Origin of the sequence: Caloramator mitchellensis (assembly GCF_001440545.1) — a bacterium.
In the GTDB taxonomy this organism is placed as follows: domain Bacteria; phylum Bacillota; class Clostridia; order Clostridiales; family Caloramatoraceae; genus Caloramator; species Caloramator mitchellensis.
The window spans coordinates 20,885-34,062 of sequence record NZ_LKHP01000008.1; the positions used below are offsets into that span (position 1 = coordinate 20,885).

Sequence of the window (13,178 nt, forward strand, 5' to 3'; positions counted from 1 at the left end):
TTATCACCTTAATTTTGATTAACATCTTTTATCTCATCCTTCTTATCCCTTAACATCAACTCAGTAACTGCATATTTAGCATTCTTTCCTTCAAAAAGTACTTTATATAGTTCTGTAGTTATAGGCATTTCCACTCCAATTTTGTTTGCAAGTTCATATGTAGATTTTGTTGTATTTATACCTTCTACTACCATTTTTACTTCGTTTACAGCTTCTTCAACGTTTTTTCCTTGCCCGATAAGTATACCAGCTCTTCTGTTCCTTGAATGCATACTTGTGCAAGTCACTATTAAATCTCCAATTCCGCTTAATCCTGCAAACGTCAAAGCATCTGCTCCAAGAGCTACACCAAGTCGTGCAATTTCAGAAATCCCTCTCGTCATAAGTGCAGCCTTTGTATTATCTCCAAATCCTAATCCATCAGAAATTCCTGCCGCAAGGGCAATAATATTCTTAACTGCCCCTCCAATTTCAACGCCTATTACATCTTTATTTGTATAAACCCTAAACTTTGGGGTCATAAATACATCTTGCACAAAATTAGCAGTATCTTCATCAATCGATGCCGCTACAATAGCTGTAGGAATATCTCTCGAGACCTCTTCAGCATGGGATGGACCAGAAAGAACGGCTACTCTATTATTAGGGAAAAATTCATTTATTACTTGCGACATTCTCAATAGGGTAGAGTTTTCAATTCCCTTTGCTAAACTAACTAATATCTGTTCTTTATCTACAAACGGGAGAATTCTAGAACAAAGTTCCCTGACTGCATGCGATGGAACAGCAATTACAATAACTTTTGAATCTTTCAGAGCCTTTTCAATTTCAAACACACCATATACATTTGATGGGACGAGTATTCCAGGAAGATACCTTAAATTTTCTCTCTTTTCATTTATATCGCTTATCAAAACAGTATTCCTATCCCAAATATTTATATCATATCCTTTTTTAGATAGCAAAACAGATATAGCAGTTCCCCAGCTTCCTCCACCTAATACAGCTATTTTCATAATTAATCCTCCTTCTTAGACCTATAAACAATCCTTATAGGGGTTCCTTCAAATCCAAAATGCTGTCTTATCTGGTTTTCTAAATATCGCTCATAGGAGAAATGAACTATTTCCTCATCATTTACAAAGAACGCAAATGTAGGTGGTTTAGTTGATACTTGTGTAGCATAATAAATTTTGAGCGCCTTACCCTTTTCAACTGGAGGTTGCTTCATCATAACAGCTTCGCTAATCACTTCGTTTAATACACCTGTCTTAATCCTCATAGAATTTTGATCTGCTACATATTTTATCAATTCAATTAACCTTGGAATTCTTTGACCGGTTTTTGCAGAAATATAAATCACAGGCGCATATGTCATAAACGATAATGCATTTCTTACCTGTTTTGTATAATCATTCATCGTCTTATCATCTTTTTCAACAACATCCCATTTGTTTACAACTATTATAACACCTTTACCTGCCTCGTGTGCAATTCCTGCTATTTTTTCATCCTGTTCAGTAACACCCTCCGTTGCATCAATCATTATAAGGCAGACATCAGCTCTATCTACCGCAGTTAAGGACCTTATCACACTATATTTCTCAATTTCTTCCTTAATTTTACTCTTCCTTCTTATTCCGGCTGTATCAATAAACAAAAATTTATCCCCATTAATCTCGACAAGGCTATCGATTGCATCTCTAGTTGTTCCTGGAATATCACTAACGATAGCCCTCTCTTCTCCAGTTAATCTGTTCAATAAAGAAGATTTTCCAACATTAGGTTTGCCAACAATTGTAACTTTAATTAGCGCCTCATCTTCTTCATCTTCTTCAACTTTTTCAAAATGCCTTACTATTTCGTCAAGCATATCTCCGAGCCCCAAGCTCAAAGCTGCAGAAATAGTTATTGGTTCTCCTATTCCTAAATTATAAAATTCGTATTTATTGTCTTCGAGTTTCAAATTGTCAATTTTATTAACTACAAGCACAACTGGCTTGTTTACTTTTCTTAGCATTTCAGCAACTTCTATATCTGAACCTGTTAATCCTTCCTTACCATCAACCATAAAAACAATAACATCGGCTGTTTCAATAGCAATTTGTGCCTGGCGTTTCATCTGTTTTAATATAATGTCTTCACTTTCAGGTTCAATGCCTCCCGTGTCGATTAAAGTGAATTTTTGATTTAACCATTCCACTTCAGCATAAATTCTGTCCCTAGTTACACCTGGAGTATCTTCAACAATAGCAATCCTTTTGCCAACTAATTTATTGAACAGCGTCGACTTTCCAACATTTGGTCTTCCAACAATAGCTACTAATGGTTTAGCCATCTATACCACCTCTTTTGCAATTTTTTCTATTAAATCCTCACCAGTATATTTAACTTTGATAACCTTTGTTTTAAGAGTATCTTCAATTTCCTTTATAGTTACATCGTCTAAAAATGTATCTTCATCCGCCTTTAACACGTTTTGAGGAATAAATAATGTTTTTCCTGCTACTTTGTTTCTTAATTGATTTATTATATCCCTCCCCGTTAAAAGCCCTGCTACTGTTATTCTTTCTCCAAAAAAATCATTTGTCACAGCAAATACTTCGATGTTTAAATTAAATTTATCAGAAATCAATTTTGAATAATCTTTTAATTTATTAAAAAAGGATATTCCGGTAACAAAAGCAATTTTTTTGCCCTTTGCATCAAAATTAAATTCATTAATTTGTTCATATAAATTCAACTCAAAAAACCTTATCATGCCAATGCCATCTTCAAGTTGCTCAAAGTCATCATAATGCTCTGCCTCAGGAAGTTCCCTTTCAGCCATAACGTAGAATTCATCTGCAAGCCTTGCAAACGGAGTTCCAAGTGAATTAAGAAATTTTTCCTGAAGCGGCTTAACTAACTCAATAACTTGAAGCGCCCTTTCCTTAGTATATGGTTCAAGTTTAACTAACTTTTCTCTATATTTCGTAATTCCAACAGGAACTACCGCTACATTTTGAATGCTTGGATAATAACTAGAAAGATCTGTCAAAGTTTTATAAAGTTCATCCCCATCGTTTACACCATAGCACAAAACTATTTGACAATTAATTAAAATACCTCCATCAACTAATTTTTTTAACTGTTCATTAATTCTTCCTGCTTTATTGTTATGAAGCATTTTAATTCTTAAATCTGGATTAGTTGTATGAACAGAAATATTAATAGGACTAATTCTATATCTAATTATTCTCTCTAATTCTTCATCTTTCATATTTGTCAGGGTTATGAAATTGCCTTGTAAAAATGAAAGCTTCGAATCGTCGTCCTTAAAATACAAACTCTTTCTCATATTAGGGGGCAGCTGATCGATAAAGCAAAACATACATTTATTATGGCATCTTTTAGGATTTTCAATAGTAGAATCTATAATCTCAATACCTAAATCCTCTTCAAAATCCTTTTCTATTTCAATTTCCCACTCTTCTCCATCATGTTTCCTAACCAATAAATTTAATTCTTCATCATATATCAAATATTTATATTCAATTATATCTTTAACCTCTACTCCATTTATCTTTATTAGATAATCTCCAGGTTCAATACCTACCTCCTGTGCTATCGAACCCATAAATACATTTTTTACTACTAGTTCATTATTCTTCACCTGTTTCACCTCAAAAAATTTTTTCCATAAAAATAATATTAACATTAAGCTGCAATAATATCAAGAAAAACAAAACTTCGGTTGCCCGAAGTATTAATCAATAATTGGAAGTGTTATGGTGAATGTTGTCCCTTTCCCTACTTTACTATAAACATCAATTTTCCCATTAAGCAAGTTAACAACGTGTTTAACTATAGCAAGACCTAATCCTGTTCCTCCAAGGCTTCTTGAACGCGCTTTATCTACCCTGTAAAATCTTTCAAATAGTCTTGGAAGATGTTCTTTCGGTATGCCAATACCATTATCCTTAACGAACACTAATGCATTATCTCTTTCCAATTCCATACTAATTTCAACAAAGCCCCCGTCATTTGTGTATTTGATACCGTTATCTATAAGATTTATAAACATTTGTTTAAACTTATCCCTATCTCCTAATATATAAATTTCATCTGATGGTTTTATAAATTTTAAATCAATATTTTTATTATGAGCAACAGGGCTCATAATATTTATTACTTCTTCTATTGATTTAATAACATTAATCTTCTCAAAATTAATTGAGTATTCTCTGTTTTCAAGTTCAGAAATAATTAATATGTCATTAATCAACCTTGTTAACCTATCTGCCTCAATATTTATTATTTCTAAAAATTTTTTTCTTATATTTTCATCTTCAACGTCCATCAATGTTTCAGCAAAACCTTTAATAGAAGTTAACGGTGTCTTTAACTCATGGGATACATTAGCAACAAATTCTGTTCGCAAATTCTCAAGCATTTTCATTTTTGTAATGTCTTGTATAACCATTAATGTTCCTACTTTTTCATATTGCTTATCAGTGTTTAAGACCCTTGTTGTTTTAATTTTATAATATTTAGTTTCGGTTAAATTTAGCTTAATTTCAATTTCGTCCTCAATATTTTCTCTTATAAGATACTCAATATCTTTATTTCGTATAACCTCTAAAAGATGCTTCCCATAAACATCCTCTTTAATTTCAAACAATATCTTTGCTGTTGGATTTATAAGAATTATCCTTTCATTGATGTCAAATACAATAACACCATCACCCATACTTTTTAATATTGAAATCAGCTTGTTTTTTTTGTCCTCTAAATCATTAATTGTCTCTTCAAGCCTTGCCGCCATCCTATTAAATGCGTGCCCTAACTTTCCTAATTCATCCTTTGTATTAATATTAATTCTTTTATCATAACTTCCCATTGATATTTTTGTTGCAACCTTTGTAAGATCCCTTATTGGTTCAACAATTCTATTTAAAGATAAATATATTAGTAATATGGCAAGAGCTAAAACAAATAAAATTGTTAAAATAAAATAATGCAAATAATTATCTTGAGATGAATTTATTATGTTAAAATCCATAGATAAGCGTAAAACATATATTTTACCATTCAAACTGTATTTTAAAGCATAATAATAAAGCAACTTACCTAAAGTAGAACTTTTTCTTAAAACAAAAGATTCACCCTTTTCAATAGCCTCTATAAATTCCTTTCTATTTTTATGATTCTCTAAGTTTTTACTTGAAACGTCTGAATCACCGATTACTTTACCTGTCGAATCTATAATAGTAATCCGTTTATTTATTATAAACTTTAACTCAGTTGCAAAATTATCATAATCTTTTATTTCCTTTGATTTTATTAATTCAACGACTAGTTTGGCTTCTTCTTTAAAACGACCTTCAGTATTATCCATTATCTGCTTTTTTAAATAGTTAAATGATATAAAACTAATAATAGTTGTAACAAAAAACATTAATAAGGTAATATTAATTATAAGTTTTTTTCTCATTACATCACCTATTCTTTAAGTTTATAACCAATTCCTCTTACAGTTTCAATATATCTTGGGTTTTTGTCATCATCCTCAATTTTCTGTCTTAAATGTCTTACATGAACATCTACCGTTCTTGTTTCACCATAATATTCATACCCCCATACCTTATCTAGAAGATAATCTCTTGTCATAACCTTGCCTCTATTTATTGCTAGTAATTTTAAAAGTTCAAATTCCTTTAATGTTAAATCAATTCGTTTTCCATCCTTCAATACTTCATGTTTATCAAAATTCAAATAAAGATCATGTATTTGTAGTGTATTGTTTTTTTCTTCCTTTGTATTTCTTCTAAGAACAACCTTTATTCTTGCAAGCAATTCTCTAATAGAAAATGGTTTTGTTATATAATCATCTGCTCCAAGCTCAAGTCCTAAAATTTTGTCGAACTCTTCTCCTTTCGCAGTTAACATAATTATGGGAATCCTTGAAAGTTCAGCAGAACGTTTTATTTCCTTACAAACTTCGAATCCATCTAACTCTGGCAACATTACATCTAATAGTATTAAGTCAGGTTTTTTCTCTGCAGTCAGTTTAACACCTTCTTTTCCATTTAATGCGTAGATTACCTTGTAACCGTTCGCCTCCAGATTATATTTCAACAACTCAATTATATGAAGTTCATCATCTATTACTAATATTTTCTCACCAGCCATTGAACTCACCCCTTAATTTCAATTATGTTAATTTGTCTTCCAGCATCTTTTCCGATTTTTCTATAGGAATAAAATAAATCGTTACAATACGTGCATATGCCGCTCACAAATATATTATCATTACTTAGCCCTGCTTCCAATAGTTGATATTTGATTTCTCTCCAAAGGTCAACATAATATTTTTCATCCTTATAAAAAAAATTAAACTTGGTTGCGACTTCTAAACTTACGTCATAACAGCATGAGCCTATCGATGGACCTATAGAGGCTAAAATATCCCCAGGCCTTGAGTTTAAAGACTCTATCATGAACTTAGCAACTTTTTGTGAAATCTTTAAATTGGTTCCCCTCCACCCTGCATGAATAGCTGCAATATATTTTTTACTTAAATCAACTAAAAAAACTGGAACACAATCTGCAGTAAAAATCAATAATGGTATACTATTATCTATACATATAATAGCATCTCCCATCTTTCCTTTAATATCATCTTTGTTATTCTTATCAACTACATAAAACTCATTACTATGAACCTGCCTTAAAAAGACAAAATTTTTTATACTAAAGTCACTAAATGCAGAAACTGTTCTATCAGACAATTGTCCTGATTCAATTAAATGCTCATACTCGCTCATTGTTAATCCAAACTTTGCATTTGAATGCAAGTGATTAACAAAAACATTATTTAAAAAAAGCTTGTTTTTGATTCCTCTATCTTCCATTAAATAATCATTAGTCATAATATCACCACACAATTTATTTTATAATATTATACCAAAAAATAGTTTTACATTTCCACAATAATAAAACACCGCAAAAATTAAATAAATATTTCTTTCTAAATACAAAAGTTAAATGAGCCTCGTGATAAGATTTCACGAGGCCTAGTGAACATTAACTAACTATATTAACCTTATACAGCAAAAACTACTATTTTTCACGCAATAATTTTTGCAGCTCTTCGACAAATGAGTTTATGTCCTTAAATTGTCTATAAACGGATGCAAACCTTACATAAGCGACATCATCAAGCTCCTTTAACTTTTGAATAACAATTTCTCCAATGAAACTGCTATTGACTTCCTGTTTCATGGTATTATAAACTAACTTTTCAACTTCATTCGTCAAATCCTCAATTTGGTTTATCGAAACTGGTCTTTTTTCACAGGATTTTAATATGCCCATCATTATTTTTCGCTTATCAAACGGTTCTCTTCTACCATCCTTTTTAACAACATAAACTGGTATATCCTCTACCTTTTCATAGGTAGTAAATCTTTTGCCGCAATTTAAGCATTCCCTTCTTCTTCTTATTGATGTATTATCCTCTGTAGGCCTTGAATCTAATACTTTATTGTCTAAACTATTGCAAAATGGACATTTCATTTAACCACTCCAATTTATTTTTATCATATGATTAAATATTATAACATTTTAATGAAATAGTGTCTATTTCTATTCACTTTCCTGTTCTTTTACCTCATAGTGTTTCTTTGTAGTTTCTACAAGTATAACATCTATCCCAATATTTTTAATCTGTTCCCAGCTTATTAAATACTCATCCTTTCTTTTAAATAAAGAAAAAATTCCATTTTCAGGTGGAACTACTATGTATTCTATTCTTGTAAGATTTTCATCAAATATTATATCGCTAATAAAACCTAACCTCTTTCCTTGGCTTATGTCAATAATTTCCATTTGTCTTAATTCTGAGACTGATACAACGCTGTTTTCAAAAGCTTTTTCCCTCAATTACTTCACCTCCCTTTACAATATATATGCACAAAAAATAAATATTATGAAAGCCCTATGATTGATTTCAAAGTGGCATATCTAATTTATGAGTAAATGCCATTGAAATCATCCATAGAGCTTTTCATTAAGCTTCTATTATACATATTTTCTTAGGTGATTTAAAGCTGATTTTTCTAATCTTGATACCTGTGCTTGTGATATTCCGATTTCTTCTGCTACCTCCATCTGGGTTTTTCCCTCAAAAAACCTCATATTTAGAATCATCTTTTCTCTCTTGTTTAGTTTTTTCATGGCCTGTTTAATAGCAATATTCTCTATCCAGGTTTCATCATCGTTTTTATTATCGCTAATCTGGTCCATTACAAATATAGCATCACCACCATCGTGGTAAATTGGTTCAAATAATGAAACCGGATCTTGGATAGCATCCAATGCAAACACTACTTCCTCGCGCGGTATGTTCAGTTCCTTAGCTATATCTGATACAGTGGGTTCCTTATTATTTTCGTTAACTAACCTATCCCTTATCTGAAGTGCTCTGTAGGCTATATCCCTGAGAGACCTGCTTACTCTAATAGAGTTGTTATCCCTTAAGTATCTTCTAATTTCACCTACAACCATTGGAACTGCATAAGTTGAAAACTTCACGTTTTGCTCTAAATCAAAATTGTCAATAGCCTTTATTAGTCCAATGCAACCAACCTGGAATAAATCATCAACATTTTCTCCCCTATTATTAAATCTTTGGATAACGCTTAATACTAATCTTAAATTTCCATTGATAAATTTTTCTCTTGCAGTTTTATCACCTTGTTTCATTCTTGCAAATAGCTCTCTCATTTCCTCATTTGTGAGGACAGGTAATTTAGAAGTATTAACACCACAAATTTCAACTTTATTGTTTGCCATATCCCAGCTTCATCCCCTTCGGTTATAGTTGTATTATAATTATTCCCGAAGGGAGAATTTTTTATTCTTTTCATATTTTTACAAAATTTGCACTATTAAATCATTTTAGTTATCTCTTTTTTTAGCCTTTTAATTATTCTTTTTTCTAATCTTGATATATAAGATTGTGAAATTCCTAGTATATCAGCAACTTCTTTCTGAGTTTTTTCACCATCTCCAGATAACCCAAATCTTAACTCAACTATCTCTCTTTCTCTCTTGCTAAGTCTTGACATCGCATGATTTAAGAGTTGTTTTTCAACTTCATCTTCAATAAAATGATAAATTAAATCATTTTCAGTTCCTAAAATATCTGAAAGCAATAATTCATTTCCATCCCAATCTACGTTCAAAGGCTCATCAAATGAAATTTCACTTCTTACCTTGCTGTTTCTTCTTAAATACATAAGTATTTCATTTTCAATACATCTCGAAGCATAAGTTGCTAATTTTATCCTTTTTGATGGCTCAAATGTATTTACAGCTTTAATTAACCCTATTGTTCCTATTGATATTAAATCTTCAATGCTAATTCCAGTATTTTCAAATTTTTTCGCAATATAAACCACAAGTCTTAAATTTCTTTCAATTAATTTAGATTTTACTTCATTATTACCCCGTTTCAATTCTTCGACAAGATTCTTTTCTTCCTCATTTGTTAAAGGTGGAGGTAGGATATCTGTGCCACCAATATAGAAAATTGTCTTCTTCTCAAACAAAATTCTTTGTAACCATTTGATTATTCCTTTGAATAAATTAATAATTATTCTTATAATTCCCATAATTATCCCCCTTATCTAATTATTTCCGGGAACGCCAATGCATCAAATTCCCCATTTTCAGAAAGCGGCAAATTATAAATAGCTAAAATACAGTCATCGATTTTACTAAACTTTTTTTCCTTGGCAACTATAATTTTATCAGTTCTTATGGCTGCAATAAGTCCATTGTCTATTCCAAGAGCTTTATACGGTATTAATCTAACCCTTTGCTTAAGCTCTGAATTAATTAGAGCCTCTATTATTTCATCGTAGCTCTTTGAACTTTTCATCTTTCTAAATGTTGTCTCTGGCAATATTGCTTCTATTGCGTCTAAAAAAGTAACTATAACAGGTAAGTTTGTCAGCGGATCCCTCAAACTATTCCCAGTATCTATTAATGCTTTCAAAGAACAATGTTTATTATCTAAAAAAACTTCAAGTTCAGCCAACATTTTTCCCTTTAAAAAATATCCATCAATAAAGTCAAATCCAATCTTTACAAATATGATTCCAATTATACTTCCTAATAATAAATAAATTTGAGAAATTCTATTTAGAAGCATAATACCATTTACGTTACTCAGATCTCGATTTGCTAAATAAAAAATAGCCATTATGCTTCCACCTATTAAAAATGTTTCTAGATAAAATAGTAGAATAAGCTTTAACATTTCTCTAATTGTATATGGGAAAAATGCAATAACAATCATGAGTAGCGATACAAGGATTTTAATTGTTATATTAAGATATATCTCCATATTCGGTATCAGTATAATCACTACATACCCTGCTCCAACCAATGCTGAAAGGACTAATCTCCAATTAGGAGCCTTGGAACGAATCAATCTTTTTAAGAGATATAATAAAAAATAATTCATAAATAAATTTTCAAAAAAGACTATATCAATATATAGGATGTTCCCCATCCGTCCACCCCCGAATATTTATATAAATATTATAATTCCTTTATAAAATAAATTATGTCGGTTTATACTAATATAATTATAATAATTATTTACAGATTATTACTAAATTTTCTATATTATCTATACAAGAACTATTTTATGCCATAAAAAAACATCCAGTTAAACTGGATGTTTTTTAAAAGTTTCTATTTCTCTGATTTCTTAAAATCACAGGTATATCTAAATTATCATAATCATCTTCTGTTAATTCTATTGTCTTTTTTCTTCCATTATCTTTGACAATTTCTCTTTCCTGCTCCTGTTGAATCCTTGAATGTTCCTCAAATCCAGTTGCAATTACTGTGATTCTAATTTCATCGCCTAAAGCCTCATCTATTACTGCACCAAATATTATATTAGCATCTGGATCAGCTGCTTGCCTAACTTGTTCAGCAGCTTCTGCTACTTCAAACATTGTTAAATTTGAACCACCAGTTATATTTAGTAGAACTCCGGTAGCACCATTAATTGTTGTTTCCAATAATGGACTTGATATAGCCTGCTTTGCAGCATCTGCTGCTCTACTGTCGCCAGTAGCTTTGCCAATACCCATATGTGCTAAACCTTTGTTAAGCATTATTGTCTTAACATCGGCAAAATCCAAATTTATTAGTCCTGGAACAGTAATTAAATCCGATATACCCTGAACACCTTGTCTTAAAATATCATCTGCAATTTTAAAAGCCTCAGTCATTGGCGTTTTTTTATCAACAACTTGGAGTAATCTGTCATTTGGTATAGTTACTAGAGTGTCAACCTTTTCCTTAAGTCTCATTATTCCATTTTCTGCATTTTTCATTCTCTGTCTACCTTCAAATATAAAAGGCTTTGTAACAACCCCAACTGTTAAAATGCCAAGTTCCTTTGCTATTTCTGCTACAACTGGTGCTGCTCCGGTTCCTGTTCCTCCACCCATTCCGGCTGTTATGAAAATCAAATCAGCTCCCTTAAGAGCCTGAGTAATTTGTTCTATACTCTCCTCTGCTGCCTTTTGTCCGATTTCAGGATTAGCACCTGCTCCAAGTCCTTTAGTAAGCTTATCTCCTATTTGTATTTTTGTAGTAGCTCTTGAGTAATTCAGTGCTTGTCTATCAGTATTTACAGAGATAAACTCAACACCCTTTAATCCAAATTCAATCATTCTATTAACAGCGTTATTGCCACCGCCACCGACACCTACTACCTTGATTTGTGCACCTGTTTCAACATTGAATTCAAAATCTAGCACGATAATACCCCCTTTTATAATTAAAAGAAATCAGCAAAGAATTCTTTTATTCTTTCTAGCCATCCAAATTTCAATTCATCATCTTCCTTTTCAGTTGTTGAAGCAGTTTCTTCATTTAAAGAGTCTTTATACTTTATAGTTTTCTTATTTTCTGCAGTAACTGTGCTTGTCCTCTTTTGTTTTAATACATACATAGCAATGCCAGCAGAAGCTGAATATGTTGGATTAGCTACGCCTATGTAATTTGGATATCCAAACCTAACTGGTAATTCAAAATGATTTTGTGCAGTTTCCTGTATACCTCTTATATTAAATAAACCTCCACCGGTAATGACAATACCTGCACCTAAATAACCTATCAAACTATTTTTTTCAAGTTCATTCTTGATAATATATAACATTTCGCTAATTCTTGCTTCCATTATTTCAGCTATATCTGTAAGATATATTTCCTTTTCGCCTTTTCCTGCAATATTATTTATTTTAATCGTCTCCTCGCTCTTTACTAATTTTGAATTTGCAACACCATATTGCCTTTTAATTTTTTCAGCATCGTTAAATGTAACTTTACACAGAACTGATATATCATTAGTTATATGATTGCCGCCTACAGGAATAACCTTTGAAAAAATTAATTTTTTCTTTCTAAATACTGAAATATCCATCGTCTCAGCGCCAATATCCACAAGTGCAACTCCAAGCTCTTTTTCGTCTTCATTAAGAACAATTGCTGAAGTTCCTAAAGGTTCAATAATTATACCATCAACGCTTAATCCTGCTTTTTGAACCGTCCTAATAATATTTTGAACATTTGTAGTTGAAGCTGAAATCAATTTTGCATCAACTTCAAGCCTAACTCCAACCATTCCAATTGGATCCCTAATTTCATCATATCCATCAATAATAAACTGTTTTGGTATAATATCAATAATCTCTTTATCAGGAGGAAGCGCAACGACTTTAGCTGCTTGAATAACTCTATTTACATCCTCTTGAGTAATTTCCTTATCTTCCCTTGATACTGCTACAACCCCTTTGCTATCAATAACTGTAGTATAGCCACCCTTGATGTTTACAAAAGCAGATTTAACTTGAATATTAGACATTTGCTGTGCCATTTCAACTGAATTCCTAATAGCCTCCACCGTAGCATCTATATCAACTATTACACCTTTTTTTACACCTTTGCATTCGGAGGTTCCAACACCTATTATATTAAACTGCTTTTTATTAATTTCTGCTATAACTACACTTATTTTTGACGACCCTATATCAAGTGAAACTACTACATTGTTCATCAAACACTAACCTCCTTGTTATGTTGTCTTAATAAATAATTCAACAAAA

At 31.4% G+C, this 13,178-nt stretch carries 13 protein-coding genes; all 13 read right to left on the reverse strand.

Annotated elements, in window-relative coordinates:
* Positions 1-8: 8 nt before the first annotated feature.
* The 13 genes from ABG79_RS07655 to ftsA all read right to left on the reverse strand — a co-directional run bounded on the left by ABG79_RS07655 (position 9) and on the right by ftsA (position 13,129).
* Positions 9-1,016 carry an NAD(P)H-dependent glycerol-3-phosphate dehydrogenase gene (locus ABG79_RS07655; RefSeq protein ID WP_057978798.1) on the reverse strand — a complete coding sequence of 336 codons (1,008 nt, stop codon included), beginning with the start codon at positions 1,014-1,016 and terminating at the stop codon, positions 9-11.
* 2 nt (positions 1,017-1,018) lie between these two features.
* Entirely contained in the window at positions 1,019-2,338 is a 1,320-nt protein-coding gene (gene der, locus ABG79_RS07660) for a ribosome biogenesis GTPase Der (protein WP_057978800.1), read from the reverse strand.
* On the reverse strand, positions 2,339-3,655 hold the full coding sequence (locus ABG79_RS07665; protein WP_278287120.1) for a DUF512 domain-containing protein: 1,317 nt from the start codon (positions 3,653-3,655) through the stop codon (positions 2,339-2,341).
* A gap of 93 nt (positions 3,656-3,748) precedes the next feature.
* Positions 3,749-5,476: a two-component system histidine kinase PnpS gene (gene pnpS, locus ABG79_RS07670; RefSeq protein ID WP_057978802.1), complete on the reverse strand. Its 1,728-nt coding sequence runs from the start codon at positions 5,474-5,476 to the stop codon at positions 3,749-3,751.
* A gap of 8 nt (positions 5,477-5,484) precedes the next feature.
* Positions 5,485-6,174: a response regulator transcription factor gene (locus tag ABG79_RS07675; RefSeq protein ID WP_057978803.1), complete on the reverse strand. Its 690-nt coding sequence runs from the start codon at positions 6,172-6,174 to the stop codon at positions 5,485-5,487.
* Positions 6,175-6,179: 5 nt separating this feature from the next.
* Positions 6,180-6,914: a peptidoglycan editing factor PgeF gene (gene pgeF / locus ABG79_RS07680; protein ID WP_057978805.1), complete on the reverse strand. Its 735-nt coding sequence runs from the start codon at positions 6,912-6,914 to the stop codon at positions 6,180-6,182.
* Between the two features lie 190 nt (positions 6,915-7,104).
* Positions 7,105-7,560 (reverse strand): transcriptional regulator NrdR, encoded by a 456-nt coding sequence (nrdR, locus tag ABG79_RS07685; protein WP_057978807.1) that lies wholly within the window; start codon positions 7,558-7,560, stop codon positions 7,105-7,107.
* Between the two features lie 69 nt (positions 7,561-7,629).
* Positions 7,630-7,926: a YlmC/YmxH family sporulation protein gene (locus tag ABG79_RS07690; protein WP_057978809.1), complete on the reverse strand. Its 297-nt coding sequence runs from the start codon at positions 7,924-7,926 to the stop codon at positions 7,630-7,632.
* A gap of 138 nt (positions 7,927-8,064) precedes the next feature.
* Positions 8,065-8,838 (reverse strand): RNA polymerase sporulation sigma factor SigG, encoded by a 774-nt coding sequence (gene sigG / locus ABG79_RS07695; RefSeq protein ID WP_057978811.1) that lies wholly within the window; start codon positions 8,836-8,838, stop codon positions 8,065-8,067.
* Between the two features lie 95 nt (positions 8,839-8,933).
* On the reverse strand, positions 8,934-9,659 hold the full coding sequence (gene sigE / locus ABG79_RS07700) for an RNA polymerase sporulation sigma factor SigE (RefSeq protein WP_057978813.1): 726 nt from the start codon (positions 9,657-9,659) through the stop codon (positions 8,934-8,936).
* 11 nt (positions 9,660-9,670) lie between these two features.
* A complete protein-coding gene (gene spoIIGA, locus ABG79_RS07705) occupies positions 9,671-10,564 on the reverse strand; it encodes a sigma-E processing peptidase SpoIIGA (RefSeq protein WP_057978815.1) in 894 nt (297 codons plus the stop codon).
* A 175-nt stretch (positions 10,565-10,739) separates the two neighbouring features.
* A complete protein-coding gene (ftsZ, locus tag ABG79_RS07710) occupies positions 10,740-11,831 on the reverse strand; it encodes a cell division protein FtsZ (RefSeq protein WP_057978817.1) in 1,092 nt (363 codons plus the stop codon).
* Positions 11,832-11,851: 20 nt separating this feature from the next.
* The gene (gene ftsA, locus ABG79_RS07715; RefSeq protein WP_057978819.1) at positions 11,852-13,129 is read right to left on the reverse strand and encodes a cell division protein FtsA; all 1,278 of its coding nucleotides are present in this window, start codon (positions 13,127-13,129) and stop codon (positions 11,852-11,854) included.
* Between the last annotated feature and the right edge of the window lie 49 nt (positions 13,130-13,178).

Coding starts and splice junctions, on each gene's coding strand:
- ABG79_RS07655 (WP_057978798.1), bottom strand. CDS start 1,016: ATGAAAATAGCTGTATTAGGTGGAGGAAGCTGGGGAACTGCTATATCT.
- der (WP_057978800.1), bottom strand. CDS start 2,338: ATGGCTAAACCATTAGTAGCTATTGTTGGAAGACCAAATGTTGGAAAG.
- pnpS (WP_057978802.1), bottom strand. CDS start 5,476: ATGAGAAAAAAACTTATAATTAATATTACCTTATTAATGTTTTTTGTT.
- ABG79_RS07675 (WP_057978803.1), bottom strand. CDS start 6,174: ATGGCTGGTGAGAAAATATTAGTAATAGATGATGAACTTCATATAATT.
- pgeF (WP_057978805.1), bottom strand. CDS start 6,914: ATGACTAATGATTATTTAATGGAAGATAGAGGAATCAAAAACAAGCTT.
- nrdR (WP_057978807.1), bottom strand. CDS start 7,560: ATGAAATGTCCATTTTGCAATAGTTTAGACAATAAAGTATTAGATTCA.
- sigG (WP_057978811.1), bottom strand. CDS start 8,838: ATGGCAAACAATAAAGTTGAAATTTGTGGTGTTAATACTTCTAAATTA.
- sigE (WP_057978813.1), bottom strand. CDS start 9,659: ATGGGAATTATAAGAATAATTATTAATTTATTCAAAGGAATAATCAAA.
- spoIIGA (WP_057978815.1), bottom strand. CDS start 10,564: ATGGGGAACATCCTATATATTGATATAGTCTTTTTTGAAAATTTATTT.
- ftsA (WP_057978819.1), bottom strand. CDS start 13,129: ATGAACAATGTAGTAGTTTCACTTGATATAGGGTCGTCAAAAATAAGT.